At 70.0% G+C, this 16,089-nt stretch carries 21 protein-coding genes and 1 pseudogene; 14 read left to right on the top strand and 8 right to left on the bottom strand.

Annotated features, from left to right (window positions below; genetic code table 11):
* Nucleotides 1–17: 17 nt before the first annotated feature.
* On the bottom strand, nucleotides 18–440 hold the full coding sequence (locus tag H4W30_RS26310) for a hypothetical protein (RefSeq protein WP_126731685.1): 423 nt from the start codon (nucleotides 438–440) through the stop codon (nucleotides 18–20).
* Between the two features lie 139 nt (nucleotides 441–579).
* On the opposite strand from H4W30_RS26310, the gene H4W30_RS26305 reads away from it, so the two are divergent.
* Nucleotides 580–1,779, top strand: a complete 1,200-nt coding sequence (locus H4W30_RS26305; RefSeq protein WP_192745288.1) for an endonuclease/exonuclease/phosphatase family protein — start codon at nucleotides 580–582, stop codon at nucleotides 1,777–1,779.
* Nucleotides 1,780–1,782: 3 nt separating this feature from the next.
* Here the strand turns inward: H4W30_RS26305 and H4W30_RS26300 are convergent, their stop codons facing one another.
* Together H4W30_RS26300 and H4W30_RS26295 are read right to left on the bottom strand one after the other, a co-directional pair.
* Entirely contained in the window at nucleotides 1,783–2,412 is a 630-nt protein-coding gene (locus H4W30_RS26300; RefSeq protein WP_192745287.1) for a maleylpyruvate isomerase family mycothiol-dependent enzyme, read from the bottom strand.
* 19 nt (nucleotides 2,413–2,431) lie between these two features.
* Nucleotides 2,432–2,767, bottom strand: a complete 336-nt coding sequence (locus H4W30_RS26295) for an NIPSNAP family protein (protein WP_192745286.1) — start codon at nucleotides 2,765–2,767, stop codon at nucleotides 2,432–2,434.
* Nucleotides 2,768–2,815: 48 nt separating this feature from the next.
* Here H4W30_RS26295 and H4W30_RS26290 point away from each other — a divergent pair, with 48 nt between their 5' ends.
* The gene (locus H4W30_RS26290; protein ID WP_192745285.1) at nucleotides 2,816–3,757 is read left to right on the top strand and encodes a D-2-hydroxyacid dehydrogenase family protein; all 942 of its coding nucleotides are present in this window, start codon (nucleotides 2,816–2,818) and stop codon (nucleotides 3,755–3,757) included.
* A gap of 112 nt (nucleotides 3,758–3,869) precedes the next feature.
* Here H4W30_RS26290 and H4W30_RS26285 read toward each other — a convergent pair whose 3' ends face one another.
* The 4 genes from H4W30_RS26285 to H4W30_RS26270 all read right to left on the bottom strand — a co-directional run bounded on the left by H4W30_RS26285 (nucleotide 3,870) and on the right by H4W30_RS26270 (nucleotide 7,266).
* A complete protein-coding gene (locus H4W30_RS26285; protein ID WP_192745284.1) occupies nucleotides 3,870–4,685 on the bottom strand; it encodes a serine hydrolase domain-containing protein in 816 nt (271 codons plus the stop codon).
* A 233-nt stretch (nucleotides 4,686–4,918) separates the two neighbouring features.
* A complete protein-coding gene (locus H4W30_RS26280; RefSeq protein WP_034318300.1) occupies nucleotides 4,919–5,185 on the bottom strand; it encodes an HPr family phosphocarrier protein in 267 nt (88 codons plus the stop codon).
* A 39-nt stretch (nucleotides 5,186–5,224) separates the two neighbouring features.
* Nucleotides 5,225–6,481: a PTS transporter subunit EIIC gene (locus tag H4W30_RS26275; protein ID WP_192745283.1), complete on the bottom strand. Its 1,257-nt coding sequence runs from the start codon at nucleotides 6,479–6,481 to the stop codon at nucleotides 5,225–5,227.
* Nucleotides 6,478–7,266, bottom strand: a complete 789-nt coding sequence (locus tag H4W30_RS26270; protein WP_192745282.1) for a GntR family transcriptional regulator — start codon at nucleotides 7,264–7,266, stop codon at nucleotides 6,478–6,480. Before H4W30_RS26270 ends, H4W30_RS26275 begins: the two co-directional genes overlap by 4 nt.
* Before the next feature lie 224 nt (nucleotides 7,267–7,490).
* On the opposite strand from H4W30_RS26270, the pseudogene H4W30_RS26265 reads away from it, so the two are divergent.
* Together H4W30_RS26265 and H4W30_RS26260 are read left to right on the top strand one after the other, a co-directional pair.
* Nucleotides 7,491–7,736, top strand: a pseudogene (locus H4W30_RS26265) (glucose PTS transporter subunit EIIB); the annotation flags it as partial.
* Nucleotides 7,733–8,188 (top strand): PTS sugar transporter subunit IIA, encoded by a 456-nt coding sequence (locus H4W30_RS26260; RefSeq protein WP_126731696.1) that lies wholly within the window; start codon nucleotides 7,733–7,735, stop codon nucleotides 8,186–8,188. The pseudogene H4W30_RS26265 and the gene H4W30_RS26260, both read left to right, overlap by 4 nt.
* 64 nt (nucleotides 8,189–8,252) lie before the next feature.
* Here the strand turns inward: H4W30_RS26260 and H4W30_RS26255 are convergent, their stop codons facing one another.
* Nucleotides 8,253–8,696 (bottom strand): Rieske (2Fe-2S) protein, encoded by a 444-nt coding sequence (locus H4W30_RS26255; protein ID WP_192745281.1) that lies wholly within the window; start codon nucleotides 8,694–8,696, stop codon nucleotides 8,253–8,255.
* 131 nt (nucleotides 8,697–8,827) lie between these two features.
* Here H4W30_RS26255 and H4W30_RS26250 point away from each other — a divergent pair, with 131 nt between their 5' ends.
* The 10 genes from H4W30_RS26250 (at nucleotide 8,828) to H4W30_RS26205 (ending at nucleotide 16,084) form a co-directional block, all read left to right on the top strand.
* The gene (locus tag H4W30_RS26250) at nucleotides 8,828–9,196 is read left to right on the top strand and encodes a hypothetical protein (RefSeq protein ID WP_192745280.1); all 369 of its coding nucleotides are present in this window, start codon (nucleotides 8,828–8,830) and stop codon (nucleotides 9,194–9,196) included.
* Nucleotides 9,193–9,705, top strand: a complete 513-nt coding sequence (locus H4W30_RS26245; RefSeq protein WP_192745279.1) for a sigma-70 family RNA polymerase sigma factor — start codon at nucleotides 9,193–9,195, stop codon at nucleotides 9,703–9,705. Before H4W30_RS26250 ends, H4W30_RS26245 begins: the two co-directional genes overlap by 4 nt.
* Complete coding sequence (locus H4W30_RS26240; protein WP_192745278.1) at nucleotides 9,702–10,322, top strand: anti-sigma factor family protein; 621 nt, start codon at nucleotides 9,702–9,704, stop codon at nucleotides 10,320–10,322. Before H4W30_RS26245 ends, H4W30_RS26240 begins: the two co-directional genes overlap by 4 nt.
* Nucleotides 10,323–10,827: 505 nt before the next feature.
* The gene (locus tag H4W30_RS26235) at nucleotides 10,828–11,439 is read left to right on the top strand and encodes a prepilin peptidase (RefSeq protein ID WP_192745277.1); all 612 of its coding nucleotides are present in this window, start codon (nucleotides 10,828–10,830) and stop codon (nucleotides 11,437–11,439) included.
* 48 nt (nucleotides 11,440–11,487) lie between these two features.
* Nucleotides 11,488–12,675, top strand: a complete 1,188-nt coding sequence (gene aroC / locus H4W30_RS26230; protein ID WP_192745276.1) for a chorismate synthase — start codon at nucleotides 11,488–11,490, stop codon at nucleotides 12,673–12,675.
* Nucleotides 12,672–13,196: a shikimate kinase gene (locus H4W30_RS26225; protein ID WP_192745275.1), complete on the top strand. Its 525-nt coding sequence runs from the start codon at nucleotides 12,672–12,674 to the stop codon at nucleotides 13,194–13,196. Before aroC ends, H4W30_RS26225 begins: the two co-directional genes overlap by 4 nt.
* The gene (locus tag H4W30_RS26220; protein ID WP_192745274.1) at nucleotides 13,193–13,615 is read left to right on the top strand and encodes a hypothetical protein; all 423 of its coding nucleotides are present in this window, start codon (nucleotides 13,193–13,195) and stop codon (nucleotides 13,613–13,615) included. The genes H4W30_RS26225 and H4W30_RS26220 overlap by 4 nt, the downstream gene beginning before the upstream one ends.
* An 8-nt stretch (nucleotides 13,616–13,623) precedes the next feature.
* A complete protein-coding gene (aroB, locus tag H4W30_RS26215; RefSeq protein WP_192745273.1) occupies nucleotides 13,624–14,733 on the top strand; it encodes a 3-dehydroquinate synthase in 1,110 nt (369 codons plus the stop codon).
* Nucleotides 14,730–15,161, top strand: coding sequence for a type II 3-dehydroquinate dehydratase (aroQ, locus tag H4W30_RS26210; protein WP_192745272.1), 432 nt, complete (start codon nucleotides 14,730–14,732; stop codon nucleotides 15,159–15,161). Before aroB ends, aroQ begins: the two co-directional genes overlap by 4 nt.
* Complete coding sequence (locus tag H4W30_RS26205; protein ID WP_192745271.1) at nucleotides 15,158–16,084, top strand: GNAT family N-acetyltransferase; 927 nt, start codon at nucleotides 15,158–15,160, stop codon at nucleotides 16,082–16,084. The genes aroQ and H4W30_RS26205 overlap by 4 nt, the downstream gene beginning before the upstream one ends.
* The last annotated feature ends 5 nt before the right edge of the window (nucleotides 16,085–16,089 follow it).

The raw sequence follows: 16,089 nt of genomic DNA, 5'->3' as shown, positions 1-16,089 counted from the left end.
CACTGCACGGTATCCGGTCAGGGCGCGGGGTGTGGAGCGGGCGCCGGGTAGCCGGGGTAGGGCGGCGGCACCGGTGCGGGCCGCGCGGCGGCGTGGTTGAGGTGCTTGCGCCGGATCCCGTTGAACACCAGCACGTTCCCGACGTGCATCACGCCGAGCACGAGCGCCACGGTGCCGACCTTGACCGACAGCATCTCGAAGACGTCGCGCGCGTCGAGGACGGTGTCGTCGCTGGTCAGGAACAGGGTCACGAAACCAAGGCTGACCAGGTAGAAGCCGACGACGAGCAGTTGGTTGACCGAATGCGCCAGCGCTTGTTTGTCCTGGAAGACGTCTTCCAGGAACGTCTTGCCGTGCCTGCTCAGCGTGCGGGCGACCAGCACGGTCAATGGAACGGCGATGGCCAGGTAGAGCGCGTAGGCCACGACTACGGGTTGCATGGGGACCTCCTTTTGAACGTGTTCAAGAAGGACCGTAGCCCAGATTTTGAACGCGTTCAAGAGACGCTGTTCACCTGAAGCTCACCCGTACGGCCGCGCGGAGTGCGTAAGGTCGCACCGGACTCTGGGAGGTAAGACCGTGAAACGCATCGCCGCCGTGCTCACATCGGGCGCCATGCTGGCCGGGACGCTGCTGGCCGCCACACCGGCGGAAGCCACCGTCGGGCAGAACATCCGCTTCGCGACGTTCAACGCTTCGCTCAACCGCGGAGCCGCCGGGCAGCTGGTGACCGACCTGTCGCAGCCGGGCAACGCGCAGGCGAACGAGGTCGCCGAGGTGATCCAGCGCAACCGGCCCGACGTGCTGCTGATCAACGAGTTCGACTACGTGCCCGGCAACCGCGCCGCGGACCTGTTCCGCGAGAACTACCTCGCGCGCGGCCAGAACGGCGCGGCGCCGATCGACTATCCGTACGCGTTCACCGCGCCGTCGAACACCGGCGTCGCGACCGGTTTCGACCTCGACCGCAACGGCCAGGTCGGCGGCGGCAACGACGCGCACGGTTTCGGCCTCTTCGAGGGCCAGTACGGCATGCTCGTGCTGTCCAAGTATCCGATCGACACCAAGAACGCGCGGACTTTTCAGAAGTTCCTCTGGAAGGACATGCCGGGCGCGCTGCTCCCGGACGACCCGGCCACCGCGGCGCCGAACGACTGGTACTCACCGCAGGTGCTCGACGTGCTGCGCCTGTCGTCGAAGTCCCATTGGGACGTTCCGATCCGCGTCGGCCGCTCGACCGTGCACTTCCTGGCCTCGCATCCGACTCCGCCGACCTTCGACGGCCCCGAGGACCGCAACGGCACCCGCAACCACGACGAGATCCGCTTCTGGGCGGACTACGTGACCCCGGGCAAGGGCCGCTACATCCGCGACGACAGTGGCCGCCGCGGCGGCCTGGGCGCGCACGAGAAGTTCGTCATCGCCGGCGACCAGAACTCCGACCCGCTCGACGGCGACAGCGTCCCCGGCGCCATCTCGCGCCTGCTGAACGCCCCGCGCGTCATCGAAACCCGGCCGGGCAGCGAAGGAGGCGTGCGGGCCGCGCAGGACCAGGCCGGCGCCAACATCGGCCAGAAGGGCGACCCGTACTTCGACACCGGCGACTTCAACGACAACGCGCCCGGGAACCTGCGGATCGACTACGTCCTGCCGTCGAAGGGCCTGTTCCCCTGGCGCGCCGAGGTCTTCTGGCCGCTGCCCGATTCACCGCTGGCCCGGCTCAACGACGCTTCGGACCACCACCTGGTGCGCGTCGACGTGTTCGTCCCGCGCTGGTAGCCCTCAGCGGGCGCCGAGCAGCGCGGCGCCCGGGCCGGTGAGCGTGGCCAGCCCGGCGCCGCGCCCGCTCACCGCCAGGAGCAGGTCGGCGAGCGGGCCCCGGACCTCTTCGGTGCCCGCTCCGCCGGACCAGCCGGAGTCGCTGGCGATCAGCCTGAGGTCCCGGCAGCGTTTCCTGGCGCCCCAGAACGGGCTGACGAGAATGTGCTCCAGTGCCGCGATCGCCGGCTTCTCCGGCATCGGGCGATCGATGCCGAGCGGGCGGGCGACATCCTGGCCGTGGATGAGGACGTCAGCGAGCGGGTCGACCGGTTTGGCGCCGGGCGAGCGGCGGGCCGATCCGGCGTCCTCGCGGATCTGGGCGACGAGTTCGGCCGGGGTGTACCGCGCGGCGTAGGCGATGGCCTGATCGGTGTTCATCCGGTCCCAATTCCCCCTGGCCTTCACGATGCCGGCGAGGGTGTCCTTGAGCCGGTTCCTGGTGGTCTGCGCGAGGTGGCCCGCCATCGCGTGGACCGTCCACTCCGTACACAGGGTCTTCGCCGACCAGTCCCGCTCGGCGAGACTCTCCAGCAGATCCGCGAAGCTCAGCCGTTCGGTCTCGGTCCAGGCCAGGATCTCGCCGTCGTGCATCCCTGCTCCTCGTTCCCGGTCATCGTCGGTCAAGTGCCTTGACCGCCTCTTCGGTGGTCTCGATGACGATCGTGTGGTAGCTCTCGATCCGCGAGACGATCGCCTCGCGCGGGCCCGTCAGCCAGGCCTCGCTGCCATAGAACTCGCGTTCCTGCCGTTCGTGTTCTTCGAGAGATCCGAACGCGCGGATCAGGTACGCCTCTTCGTGACCGTCCTCGGCGACCAGCGAGCGTCCGAAGTCGACGACCCGCAACCCCGCCCGCTCCAGCAGGGGGATGGACTCTTTGGTCATTACCCGGAGGAATTCTTCGCTGGTCCCCGGCTTCAATCGGTAGGTGCGGAACTCCAGGATCACGGTGGCCTCCCCAGGCATGGCTTCGGCGCCGACTCTAGCCTGGGGAGCATGAAGATCGCGATTCTCGACGACTACCAGGAAGTGGCCCTCGGTTTCGGGGACTGGGGTTCCCTCGGCGCCGACATCGAGGTGTTCACGAAGCCGTTCGCGGACCCCGCCGACGTGGTGGGCCGCCTCCGGGATTTCGACGTCGTGGTCGCGATGCGCGAGCGCACCCGCTTCCCCGCCGAGGTCCTCGACCGGCTGCCCGCGCTCAAGCTGCTGGTGAGCACCGGCCACCGCAACGCCGCGATCGACGTGGCCGCCGCCCGGCGCAACGGGGTGGTCGTCTGTTCCACCGGGTACATCGCGGCCCCGGCGGCCGAGCACACCTGGGCGCTGATCCTCGCCGCCGCGCGGAACGTGCCGGTGGAGTCACGGAACATGCGTGAGGGCGGCTGGCAGACCACCGTCGGCACGATCCTGTCCGGCAAGACCCTCGGGCTGCTCGGACTCGGCAGGCTCGGCGCCGGCGCGGCCAAGATCGGCCAGGCGTTCGGCATGGAGACCATCGCCTGGAGCCAGAACCTGACGCAGGAGAAGGCCGATCCCCACGGGGTGACGGCGGTGTCGAAGGACGAACTGTTCGCCCGCGCGGACGTGCTGTCGATCCACCTGGTGCTCAGCCGCCGCAGCCGCGGGCTGGTCGGCGCGCCCGAACTCGCCGCCATGAAACCGACGGCGATGCTGGTCAACACCTCGCGCGGACCGATCGTGGACGAGGCCGCGCTGGTGGACGCGTTGCGCCGCAAGGAGATCGCGGTCGCCGCGCTGGACGTGTACGACGTCGAGCCGCTGCCTTCGGAGCATCCGCTGCGGACGCTGGACAACGTCGTGCTCACCCCGCACATCGGTTACGTCACCCGGGAGGCCTACGAGATCTTCTACCGCGACGCGGTCGAGGACATCGCGGCCTTCCAGGCGGGTTCGCCCATCCGCGTCATGGAGTGAGTTCGCGCGTGGCGGGATGTCGCGAAAGCCACTTTCGGGACATCAGACGTCGCGAAAGTGGCTTTCGCGACATGAGCGGCGGGGCGGGCGAGTTCCAGGGAAGCCGAACCGCTCACGACCCCAGCTCGGCCAGTACGGCGTCGGTGTAGGGCGGCCACACCTCGGCCGCCCACGGGCCGAAGGCGCGGTCGGTGAGCGCGACGCAGGCGGCGCCGGCGTCGGGATCGACCCAGAGGAACGTGCCGGACTGCCCGAAATGGCCGAAGGTCCGCGGCGAGCTCGCCGACCCGGTCCAATGTGGACTCTTCTCGCCGCGGATCTCGAACCCGAGCCCCCAGTCGTTCGGCTTCTGGTGGCCGAAGCCCGGCAGGACACCGGAAAGCCCGGGGAAGACCACGGAGGTCGCCTCGCGCACCGTTTGGGCGGCGATGAGCTTCGGTGCCTGCAGTTCGGCGGCGAACGCGACCAGGTCGTCCACAGTGGACTCTGCGCCCGAAGCGGGGGAGCCGGTCAGCTTGGTCGCCTTCATGCCCAGCGGCTGGAAAAGCGCCTCCGCCTGATAGTCGGCGAAGGGGATGCCGGAGTGCTCGGTGAGCGCGTCGGCGAGCTGCTCGAAGCCCGCGTTGGAGTACAGGCGCCGGTTGCCCGGCGCGGCCATCGGCTTGTGCTCGTTGAAGGCGAGACCCGAGGTGTGCGCGAGCAGATGCCGGATCGTGGAGCCCTCCGGTCCGGCGGGGGTGTCGAGTTCGACGACGCCCTCTTCGATGGCGATCAACGCGGCGTAGGCGGTGAGCGGCTTGGTCACCGACGCGAGCCGGTACACCTTCGTCGTGTCGCCGTGCGTGCCCAGCACGTCACCGGCGGCGGTCACCACGGCCGTGGCGGCGTTGTCCACCGGCCACTGTTCGATCCTGCGCACGCTTTCCATGCCCCACACCCTACGAAGCCCGGGCCGGTCGGGGCGGCCCGGGCTTCGCAGAGGTCGGGGGCGGAGCTGGAGATCTACCTCTCAGGCGACCGTACGCGTGGACCCGCCCCGGCCGAAGGCCCCGCTATCGCGGTGGCAGGGCGCCTCGTCCACATCCGTGACGTGGATGATCAGGTGGCGCCCTGCCGACGTCGATCGCGGTCGCGGGTTCACCACGGACCGCCAGGTCGGGATCAGGCGTCGAGGTCGGTCGCCACCAGCTCGGCGATGGCGTCGACGGCCGCCTCGGCCCCCTCACCCTCGGCACTGATGATGACCTCGTCGCCGAAACCGGCGGCGAGCGTCATCAGGTTCAGCACGCTGCCGGCCGCGACCGGGTCACCGCCCGCCTTGGCGATGTGCACCGCGACGGGCTGCGCCGCGGCCGCCTTGGCGACCGTCGCCGCGGGCCTGGCGTGCAGGCCCACCTTGCTGGCCACGGTGACGCGTTTCTCCGGCATGTTCTTTCCCTTTCGTGCCTTGGTGCTACTGAGCTGAAACTACTTGACGGGCTTCGCCGCGGTGGCTTCGAGATCCGCCTCGATGGCGTCGTCCTCGCGGCCGGGGGTCCGCAGGTTCCACTTCTTGATCACGAAACGGAAGATCACGTAGTAGATGACCGCGTAGGCGAGACCGATCGGGATGAGCAGCCAGACGTTGCCGCTCGCCGCCGGGAGACCGCTGTTGAGCGCGAAGTCGATCGCACCGGCGGAGAAGCCGAACCCGAGGTGGATGTCGAGCGCGTTCACCAGTGCCATCGACGTACCGGTCAGGAGCGCGTGGATCAGGTACAGCGGCCACGCGACGAACATGAACGAGAACTCGATGGGCTCGGTGATACCGGTCAGGAACGAGGTCAGCGCGCCGGCGATCATCACGCCGCCGACGATCTTCTTCTGGCTGGGCTTCGCGCTCTGCCAGATCGCCAGCGCCGCGGCGGGGATGGCGAACATGAAGATCGGGAAGAACCCGGTCATGAAGGCGCCGCGGGTGGGGTCGCCCTCGAAGAACTTGGTGAGGTCACCACCGTCGAAGATGAACCACACCGGGACGTTCAGCAGCTGGTGCAGACCGACCGGGATCAGCAACCGGTTCAGCACACCGTAGATACCGCCACCGACGACCGGGGCCCCGGTGACCGCCTCGCCCGCGGCCTGGATGCCTTCGTTGACCCAGTGGAAGACCAGGCCGAAGGGCACCGCGAGGAGCATCAGCGTCACGGCGGTGACGATCGGCACGAACCGGCGGCCGCCGAAGAAGGCCAGGTACGGCGGCAGCTTGATGCGGTAGAACTTCTGCCACAGCAAGGCGGTGACGAGGCCGACGATCACACCGGCCAGCACGCTGTAGGACCACTTCATCGGGTTGAGCATCAGGCCGGCGGGCTTCTCGGGGTTCCAGCCCGGCAGCTCGGAGAACGGCGTGAACACCTGAAGGACGCTGGTGAACACGAAGAAGCCGACCACGGCGGCCAGCGCGGTCGCGCCGTCGCTCTTCCGGGCGAACCCGACGGCGATACCCACCGCGAACAGGAGCGGCAGCCAGTTGAACAGCGAGTTGCCTGCCGCGCCGAGGACTTCGGCGACCTTGTCCCAGCCGAGGCCGTCCTTGCCGAGCAGGTCGGGCTGACCGAACCTGTTCAGGAGCGCGGCGGCGGGCAGGGCGGCGATGGGGAGCATGAGGCTGCGGCCGAAGCGCTGAAGCCCGGCCAGTCCCTTGCCCTTGCCCTTCGCCCCCTCCGCGGTGGTGGAGCTCATCGGGTACCTCCGTAGTGAGGATGATGACCGGAATCCGGGGTGTTCCGATCCAGCTGCATGGTGACCTGGTAGTGATCGCCCCGGTACCAGGAAGTCATGTCTTCGATCGGTTCCCCGTTGACGCTGGAGACCCGGCGGAAGACAAGGAGCGGACTGCCGGCGCGCATGCCGAGCAGGCGTGCCGTTTCGCGGTCCGCGGATTCGGCCCAGACCGTCTGCCACGCGTGGTCCGGGCGCAGGTCGTACGACTGGGCGAGTTGGACGTACAACGATCGGGTGAGATCGAGGTCGAGCAGACCGGGCATCCGGCCGGCGTGATACCAGCCGCGTTCGACCGCCAGCGGCACCCCGTCGGCGCGGCGGAGCCGGACGATGCGGTGCGCCGGGGTCCCGGCGGCCAGGCCGAGCGCGTGCGCCGAGGGGGCGGGCGGGACCTCGGTGGCGGTCTTGACGACCTCCGTGGTCGGCGTCATCCCGCGACGGCGCATGTCCTCGGTGAAGGACATCAGGTAGAGCTGCAGTTCCATCCGCCTCGCGGCGGTGAACGTCCCCTTGCCGCGCACTCGCGACAAGAGCCCTTCTTCGACCAGCTTGCCGATCGCCGAGCGGACCGTGAGCCTCGACACCTGGTAGGTCTCGGCGAGGTCACGTTCCGAGGGGATCGGTGAGCCGGGGGGTAGCTCACGCTCCACCGTGCGGCGCAGAATCTCCCGCAGCTGGGCGTGCTTGGGCGTCGGTCCGTTGATCACACGGTCGGACGGCGGCAGCTGCGCCGAAGCGCTCATGACGTTCACCGTCCTTTCGGGGCGGTCGGTCGGGGAACCCGTACTCGCATCTGGTCCGGAAGATTGGTACGTTCCGGTCTAGACCAATGATCCGATGGGGCAGGATGCTCCGTCGCACGAGCGGGTGTCAACCACCGTTACGCGTTCGTGGCCAGGGATCACGTGCGAGTCGGCGAACGGCGTAGTACAGCTGGTTCGCATGTGGGAAACCGACAGGGAACAGGGAGACCGCGATGGCGGATGACAGGGCGGAAAAGATCCTCGCGGGGCTCGGCGGTGCCGAGAACGTCATCGAGGTCGAGGGGTGCATCACCCGGCTCCGCTGTGAGCTCGAAGACATGAGCCTGCTCGACGAAGCGGCGCTGAAGGCCGCCGGCGCGATGGGCGTCGTGCGCATGGGGGCCGGTGTCCAGGTCATCGTGGGCCCCGAGGCCGACAACATCGCCAGTGAGATCGAGGATCTGCTGTGAGTCTCGAAATCCTCAGCCCGGTGAGCGGTAAGACGACCGCCATGACCGAAGTGCCCGACCCGGTCTTCGCGCAGGCGATGGTCGGCCCCGGCATCGCGGTCCTGCCCTCGGGCGGGCGTCAGGATGCGGTCGCCCCGGTGGACGGGACGGTCGTCACCCTGCACCCGCACGCTTTCGTGGTGGCCACAGAGGACGGCCGCGGCGTGCTGGTCCACCTGGGGATCGACACGGTGAAGCAGAAGGGCGAGGGGTTCACCCTCCACGTCGTCAAGGGCGAGGCCGTCCGCGCCGGGCAGCCGGTGGTCGGCTGGGATCCCGACGCGGTCAAGGCCGCGGGCTACTCGCCGATCGTGCCGGTCGTGGCGCTCGACGCGAAGGCGGAAGTCCTTTCCGGACTGCTCAGCGGCGGCGACGTCGAGGCCGGCGACCCTATCTTCACCTGGGACAGCTGAAAGCTTGCCGAAAGGGTCCCTTTAGGACGGGAATCCCGTCCTAAAGGGACCCTTTGTGCGGTTCTCAGGCCGTGACGACCTGGCCGTTCGTGACCTTGACCGCGATCGAGGGCAGCGGCTGGTCCGCCGGTCCCTTTTTGACCGCGCCGGTGGCGGCGTCGAAGATCGAGTTGTGGCAGGGACATTTCAGCTCCGCGCCCTCGGGCACGACCGCGCACCCCTGGTGCGTGCAGATGGCGCTGAACGCGGCCGCCGTGCCTTCGGCGGTCCTGGTGACGATGACGTCCTTGCCGTCGGCGGTCTTCGCGGCCTTCGACTTCCCGACCTCGATCTCGGAGAGCGCGGTCAGGGTCTCGCCCGGCGCCGCGGCGGGCGGAGCGGCGGTCGAGCCGGGCGGAGTGTCGCTGTCGCTTCCGCAGGCCGTGAGGGCCACGGCCCCGACGGCCGCGCCGGCGACGGCGGCCCCGGTGGTCAGGACGGTGCGGCGGGAGTGGAGTTCGGCAGTCATGCCCATACACACGGTCCAGGCGGCCATCCGGTTCAATTTCGGCGGCCATCGGGTGCCGGATTGAACCGGGAGGCCGCTTTTTCCGTGTTCAAGGGCATAGGGGAACCGAACACGCGGAAAGAGATACGGACATGATCCGGTGGTTGTTGCGGGCGGTCGTCGCGGCGGGCCTGCTCGGCTCGGCATGGGTGCATTACGTCGTATGGCAGGACTGGGCCTCCGAAACGGACGTGGTCGGCCCGCTCTTCCTGGTGAACGTGGTGGCGGGCGTGGTCATCGCGGTCGCGGTCCTGGTCTGGCACCACTGGCTGCCCGCGCTCGCGGCGATCGGCTTCGGCTTGGCGACGCTGGGCGCGTACGTGCTCTCGCTGACCACGGGGTTCTTCGGCGTCACGGAGCGCTTCACCACCCAGGCCGAGCTGTGGGGCCTGATCACCGAAGTGGCCTGCGTGGTCTTCGCGCTCCCGCTGCTCCTGAACCGGGAAAGCACGGATCGGTGAAGGAATTCGCGGAGGACCGGCTGATGCGGGCTTTGCACGACGAGCACGCGGCGGCACTCTGGTCCTACGCGCTGCACCTCACCAGCGGCGACCGGGTCCGCGCGGAGGACGTCGTCCAGGAGACACTGCTGCGGGCCTGGCGCAACGCCAAGGTGCTCGACCAGTCCGAAGGGTCGGCGCGGGGCTGGCTGTTCACCGTGGCGAGACGGATCGCCATCGACGACTGGCGCGCCTCCGAGGCCCATCCCGAGGTGGTGACCGGCCGGCCGCCCGAAACGGCGGTCACCGACGGCACCGAACGGGCCGTCCAGGGCTGGCTGGTCGCCGAAGCCCTCGCCGAGCTGTCGCCGAGACATCGGGACGTCCTCGTCCTGTGCTATTTCCAGGGTTACTCCGTCGCCGACGCCGCGAAACGGCTGGGTGTGGCCGAAGGGACGATCAAGTCGCGGACGCACTACGCGTTGCGGGCGCTGCGACTGATATTGGAGGAAAGAGGGGTGACTCAATGACCGACCCCTTCGCCACCTACGACGCGGCCTACGTGCTCGGGGCGTTGTCCCCGGAAGACCGGTCCGCCTACGAGAAGCACCTGCGCGTCTGTGACCGGTGCGCGGAATCCGTGCGCGACCTGGCCGGGATCCCCGGGCTGCTCGCCCAGGCCGGTGCACCGGCGCTGCAGGAGGAGCCCTCGCCGGAGCTGTTGCCGACCGTGCTCAAACGGGTCCGCCGGGGAAGGCGGATCCAACGGGCGATCACCACCACGACCGCCGGTGCGGCCGTCGCCGCCTGCGTGGCGCTCGCGGTCGTCCTGACCGGGCCGGTCGCGGCGGCGGGCGACCCGATGACCCCGCTCGGCGACTACCCGGTGACCGCCGAAGTCGCCATGTCGGCCACGGAGACCGGCACGAAGGTCGACATGACCTGCAGTTACGGCGGCAACCGCGCCGGGGACTACATCCTGGTCGCCGTCGGCGCCGACGGCGGCACCAGCGAGCTGGCGTCCTGGCGCGCGATGCCGAAGGACACCGCGCACATCGTGGTCGGTACCGCGATGCGCACCGGGGAAATCAAGGCGCTGGAGATCCGCACGCCCTCGGGTCTCCCGCTGCTGCGGATGAACCCCTGATCCCGGTGTCATGACAGGCCTTCGGTGCCGGACGCGGTGCGGATTGGGATGAGTTTCGGGCCCGACGTCTGATGTCGCGAAAGCCACTTTCGGGACGTCAGACGTCGCGAAAGTGGCTTTCGCGACGTGCCTGGGCCCTTGGGACTCGCCGAAGCCATATCGGTGGCGTAGCGAAGGCCTCCTTCGCGCCCTTCCCGCCTGCGTGGCCGTTGCGAAAGCCACTTTCGCAACCTTCAACGTTGCGAAAGTGGCTTTCGCAACGTGCCCTTTTGCCTTGCCCCTCAAGGGAGGCCTCGATCCTTTAGGCGCCGCCGCTGCGCGCCCGGCTCCCTCCAGTTCCCAGCGCCGCGCGCCCGGTCCCTCCACTTCAGCCCCGCGAGCCCAGACGTGAACGGTCCATTCACGACTTCCGCACCCCCGCCCGACCTGCCGAAAGTGCGTGAAAGTCCCTGTCACGAAAAGAAATCCTTGCCGCACCGAGCGCGACCGGCGCACTCTTGATCTTGTGTTCACGCCGATCGCCTTCGCGGTGGCGGGCGCCGGATCGGCGCTCGCCGCGCGCTCCTGCCTCCGCCGGGCGGGAGCGCCGGTCACGGCGTGGGCGGCGGCCATCACGGCGGCGGTGCTCGTCGCCGTCTGGCTCAGGCACCAGTCCGGCGCCTGGCCGTCGTGGTGGCTCGCGGTCCCGGCCGTGCTGACCGTCTTCGCCGTCCCGCTGGCGCTCGCCGACCTGAAGTACCGCCGCCTGCCCGACGTCCTGACCTTGCCCGCGTATCCGGCGCTGGCCGCGGCCCTCGCGATCGCCGCGCACGGGGGAGGCGCGGCCATCGCGTGGCGGGCCGTGCTCGGCGCGCTGGTCTTCGGCGGGGCGCACGCGCTCGTCCACGCGCTGTCGCCGCGCTCGCTCGGCGCCGGCGACGTGAAGCTGGCGGGCAGCCTGGGAGCGGTCCTCGCCGCGACGGGCTGGCCGTCGGTCGTGCTCGGCGCCGTCGCCGCGGCGCTACTGAGCGTGGCGCTCGCGGTGGGCGGACCACGGCATCCCACGGTGCCGCACGGACCCGGTCTCCTGGTCGCGGCGTGGGCGCTCGCCGTCTTCGCCGGACCCGGTCCGGGATAGCCCGGCCTGTACCGGGACTTCGGAGGAGGTTGTGACAGGATCTGTCAGGTGTTGCGCTGGATAACCGCAGGGGAATCGCACGGACCCGCCCTCGCCGCCATCCTGGAAGGGATGCCCGCCGGGGTCGAGGTCACCACCGCCGAAGTGGGCGAGCAGCTCGCGCGCCGGAGGCTCGGCTTCGGCCGTAGCCCCCGGATGGGCTTCGAGACCGACCACATCGAGTTCACCGGCGGCGTCCGGCACGGGCTCACCCAGGGTGGCCCCGTCGCGGTCCAGATCGAGAACGCCGAGTGGCCCAAGTGGGAGAAGGTCATGTCGGCCGATCCCGTGCCCGCCGAGGAGCTGGAAGGCCTCGCGCGCAACGAGCCGCTGACGCGTCCCCGGCCCGGCCACGCGGATCTGCCCGGGATGCAGAAGTACGGCTTCCCGGAGGCCCGTCCGGTGCTGGAGCGCGCGAGCGCCCGCGAGACGGCGTCCCGCACGGCGCTCGGCACGGTGGCCCGCGCGTACCTCAAGCAGCTGCTCGGGGTGGAGATCCTCAGCCACGTCGTCTCCATCGGTGGCGCGTCGGCGCCCGAGGGCCCGTTGCCGGTGCCCGCGGACCTGCCCGCCATCGACGAGAGCCCGGTCCGCGCCTTCGGCCAGGAGGGGACCGACGCGATGGTCGCCGAGGTCGACGCCGTGCGGAAGGCGGGTGACACCGTCGGCGGCGTGATCGAGGTGATCGCCTACGGCCTGCCGCCGGGCCTCGGCTCGCACGTCCACTGGGACCGCAGGCTCGACGCCCGTCTCGCCGGCGCGCTCATGGGCGTCCAGGCGATGAAGGGCGTGGAGGTCGGTGACGGCTTCACCACGGCCAAGCGCTGGGGTAGCCAGGCCCACGACGAGATCGACCGCGGCACCGGCCCGGTCGGGGTGACCCGCCGGTCCAACCGCGCGGGCGGACTCGAAGGCGGCATCACCAACGGCGAGCCGCTGCGCGTGCGCGTCGCCATGAAGCCGATCTCGACCGTCCCCAAGGCACTGTCCACTGTGGATGTCACCACCGGCGAACCCGCGGTCGCCATCCACCAGCGTTCCGACGTCTGCGCGGTGCCCCGGGCCGGGGTCGTGCTGGAGTCGGTGGTCGCGCTGGTGCTCGCGGACGCCGCGCTGGAGAAGTTCGGCGGTGACTCGCTGGCCGAGGGCAAGCGCAACGCCGAGGCCTACCTGAAGGCGCTCGAGGAGCGCTGGTGACTCCTCGCGCGGTGATCATCGGGCCGCCGGGCTCGGGCAAGAGCACGGTCGGCCCGGCGCTCGCCGCCCGGCTCGGTCTCGCGTTCCGCGACAGCGACGACGACATCGTCGCGAGCGCGGGCAAGCCCATCACCGACATCTTCGCCGAGGAGGGCGAGCCCGCCTTCCGCGCGCTGGAGGAGGAGATGGTCGCGAAGGCGCTGGCCGAGCACGAAGGCGTCCTCTCGCTGGGCGGGGGAGCGCCGATCACGCCGGGCACCCGGGAACGGCTGGCCGGGCACACCGTGATCTTCCTGAACGTCGGGATGGCCGCGGGCGTCCAGCGCGCCGGGCTCTCGACCGCGCGCCCGCTGCTGGCCGGGGTGAACCCCCGCGCCACGTACAAGGCGCTCCTCGACGCGCGCCTGCCGGTGTACCGCGAGGTCGCCACGTTCGAGATCGAGACCGACCGCCTGACCGCCGACGAGGTCGTCGAGGCCGCCCTCATCGGGCTGCACGAGATCAGCAAGGACCGAGCATGAAACGCACCACCGCCGGCGTACTGCTCGCCGTCGTGGCCCTGACCCTGACCGCGTGCGGCGAGGAGAAGCAGCCCGCGGGAGCCGACGTCGTCCAGACCGGAGCGGCCACCACCGGGGCGCCCGCGTCGGCCGCTCCGGAAGCGGACGTCGCGGCCGACGTCAAGGTCACCGAATGCGACAGCAACAGCTACACCCCGAAGATCACCATCGAGGTCACCAACAGCACCGCGGAAGACGCGCGGTACGCCGTCACCATCGCGATCAAGGACGCCGACGGCAAGCCCTCCGGTGAGGCGCTGTTCGCGAAGAACCGGATGACGCCCGGCCAGACGGTGACCGAAGAGATCCCGGGGGACACCCCGGTCAAGGGCAAGATCACCTGCGAGGTCGCGAGGGCCAAGCGGCTTCCGCCGAAGTGAGGGGAACGATGACCGAGCCGGTCCGCATCACCGTCAACACCGCCAAGCCCTACGACGTCGTCATCGGCCGCGGCCTGCTGGGCGAGCTCACCGAGCAGCTCGCCGACGCCTCCAAGGTCGCGCTGATCCACCCGCCGACGCTGACGACCACCGCCGAGGCCATCCGCGACGAACTGGCCGAAGCCGGGATCGACGCGCACCGGGTCGAGATCCCCGACGCCGAGGACGGCAAGGCGCTCACCGTCGCCAGCTTCTGCTGGGAGGTCCTCGGCCGCATCGGCCTCGACCGCCAGGGCGTGGTCGTCGGGCTCGGCGGCGGCGCCGTGACCGACCTCGCCGGGTTCGTCGCCGCGACCTGGATGCGCGGCGTCCGCCTGGTCAACGTGCCCACCACGCTGCTGGGCATGGTCGACGCCTCCCTCGGCGGCAAGACCGGCATCAACACCGAGGCCGGCAAGAACCTGGTCGGCGTCTTCCACGAGCCGAGCGCGGTCCTCGTCGACCTCGCGACGCTGGAGACGTTGCCTCCCAACGAACTCGTCGCCGGAATGGCCGAGGTGGTCAAGGCCGGGTTCATCGCCGACCCCCGCATCGTCGAGCTCGTCGAGCAGGATCCCGCCGCTGCGCTGGACACCACCGGCGAGGTCCTCGGCGAGCTGGTCCGCCGCTCGATCCAGGTCAAGGCCGACGTCGTCGCCGCGGATCTGCGCGAGTCGGATCTGCGCGAGATCCTCAACTACGGCCACACGCTCGCCCACGCCATCGAGCGCCGCGAGCGGTACCGGTGGCGCCACGGCGCTGCGGTCAGCGTCGGCCTGGTGTTCGCCGCCGAACTCGCGCGGCTGGCGGGCCGTCTCGACGACACCACCGCCGAGCGGCACGCGAAGGTGCTCAAACTGCTGGGCCTGCCGACCACCTACGACCCGGACGCGCTCCCGCAGCTGCTGGAGACGATGAAGGGCGACAAGAAGACCCGTTCGGGTGTGCTGCGTTTCGTCGTCCTCGACGGACTGGCGAAACCCGGCAGGCTGGAAGGCCCGGACCCGTCGCTGCTCGCCGCCGCGTACTCGGTGGTGGCCGGTGAAGCCCCCAAGCCCGGCGGGAGCGTGCTGCTGTGAAGGTGCTCGTCCTCAACGGCCCCAACCTCGGCAGGCTCGGCCTGCGCGAGCCCGATATCTACGGTTCGGCGACGCACGCGGATCTGGCTTCCACCTGCGTCGAGACCGGCAAGGAGCTGGGGATCGACGTCGAGGTCCGGCAGACCGACCACGAGGGCGAGATGGTCGGCTGGCTGCACGAGGCCGCCGACGCGGGGTGGCCGGTGGTGCTCAACGCCGCCGCCTGGACGCACTACTCGATCGCGGTCCGCGACGCCGCCGCCCAGCTCAAGGCCCCGCTGATCGAGCTGCACATCTCCAACGTGCACAAGCGTGAGCAGTTCCGGCATCACAGCGTGCTGTCGGATGTCGCCACCGCCGTGATCGCCGGGCTCGGGGTCGACGGCTACCCGCTGGCCCTGCGCTGGATGGCCGCGAACGCGAAATGAACAACCCGCCCACGCTCGAGACCGCGAGGCTGCGGTTACGCGCGCTGACGGAGGCGGACGGCGACGCGATCGTCAAGCTCTTCGCCGACCCGGCGATGAGCGCGCATTTCGCGGTGCCGCTCACCGAGCCGGACCGCGTCCGCGAAATGGTCGGCCGCAGGTTGTCCTACGACGGCCCGGCGGGCATGGGGCACTGGGCGATCGAACGCGACGGCGAGGTGATCGGCCTCGCGCATCTGCGGCCCTCTCAGGAGCTGCCCGGCGACGTGCCGGAGATCGGCTATTACCTTTCGCGCGCGCACGGCGGGCAGGGCCTGGCGACCGAGGCCGCGAAGGCACTGCTGGAGCACGGACTCGTCGGCCTCGGCCTGTCGTCGGTGTGGGCGCTGGTCGGCGAGTCCAATGTGTCCAGTCAGAACCTGGTGCGGCGCTTGGGTTTTCTCGACGTCGGTGGTGGTGACCACTACGGCAGCGGGCCGCACCGGGTCTTCGTCGCGCTGCCTTCGGACCATGGCCGCGCGCACCACATCGAGCTGTGGGTGCCCGATCTCGGGCGCGCGGAGGAGAGCTGGGGCTGGCTGCTCGGCGAGCTCGGCTGGCGGGAGTTCCAGCGCTGGCCCGCCGGGGTCAGCTGGAAACACGGCGCGACCTATCTCGTCGTCGAGCGTTCTCCCGGGCTCAGCGGGGAAAAGCACGAGCGCACCGCGCCGGGCCTGAACCATCTCGCCTTGCACGTCGAGTCACGCGATCGGGTGGACGAACTGGCCGCGAAGGCGCTCGAACACGGCTGGTCGCCGATGTTCGCGGACAAGTATCCGTATGCGGGCGGTGACCATCACTACGCCGCCTACCTCGAAAACACCGATGGCTTCGAAGTGGAACTGGTCGCTCTCCCGGGTACTGAGGTCACTCGACCGGATTAAGCCTC

The organism is Amycolatopsis roodepoortensis, from assembly GCF_014873915.1.
GTDB classification, from domain to species: Bacteria; Actinomycetota; Actinomycetes; order Mycobacteriales; family Pseudonocardiaceae; genus Amycolatopsis; species Amycolatopsis roodepoortensis.
The sequence above is the reverse complement of the archived record's forward strand: the minus strand, read 5'-3'. Positions and strand labels throughout refer to the sequence as shown.

What these genes read in the sequence shown, in the direction of transcription:
- H4W30_RS26310 (WP_126731685.1), bottom strand. Translation starts at nt 440, where the DNA reads ATGCAACCCGTAGTCGTGGCCTACGCGCTCTACCTGGCCATCGCCGTT.
- H4W30_RS26300 (WP_192745287.1), bottom strand. Translation starts at nt 2,412, where the DNA reads ATGCACGACGGCGAGATCCTGGCCTGGACCGAGACCGAACGGCTGAGC.
- H4W30_RS26290 (WP_192745285.1), top strand. Translation starts at nt 2,816, where the DNA reads ATGAAGATCGCGATTCTCGACGACTACCAGGAAGTGGCCCTCGGTTTC.
- H4W30_RS26285 (WP_192745284.1), bottom strand. Translation starts at nt 4,685, where the DNA reads ATGGAAAGCGTGCGCAGGATCGAACAGTGGCCGGTGGACAACGCCGCC.
- H4W30_RS26280 (WP_034318300.1), bottom strand. Translation starts at nt 5,185, where the DNA reads ATGCCGGAGAAACGCGTCACCGTGGCCAGCAAGGTGGGCCTGCACGCC.
- H4W30_RS26275 (WP_192745283.1), bottom strand. Translation starts at nt 6,481, where the DNA reads ATGAGCTCCACCACCGCGGAGGGGGCGAAGGGCAAGGGCAAGGGACTG.
- H4W30_RS26270 (WP_192745282.1), bottom strand. Translation starts at nt 7,266, where the DNA reads ATGAGCGCTTCGGCGCAGCTGCCGCCGTCCGACCGTGTGATCAACGGA.
- H4W30_RS26255 (WP_192745281.1), bottom strand. Translation starts at nt 8,696, where the DNA reads ATGACTGCCGAACTCCACTCCCGCCGCACCGTCCTGACCACCGGGGCC.
- H4W30_RS26250 (WP_192745280.1), top strand. Translation starts at nt 8,828, where the DNA reads ATGATCCGGTGGTTGTTGCGGGCGGTCGTCGCGGCGGGCCTGCTCGGC.
- H4W30_RS26240 (WP_192745278.1), top strand. Translation starts at nt 9,702, where the DNA reads ATGACCGACCCCTTCGCCACCTACGACGCGGCCTACGTGCTCGGGGCG.
- H4W30_RS26220 (WP_192745274.1), top strand. Translation starts at nt 13,193, where the DNA reads ATGAAACGCACCACCGCCGGCGTACTGCTCGCCGTCGTGGCCCTGACC.
- aroB (WP_192745273.1), top strand. Translation starts at nt 13,624, where the DNA reads ATGACCGAGCCGGTCCGCATCACCGTCAACACCGCCAAGCCCTACGAC.
- H4W30_RS26205 (WP_192745271.1), top strand. Translation starts at nt 15,158, where the DNA reads ATGAACAACCCGCCCACGCTCGAGACCGCGAGGCTGCGGTTACGCGCG.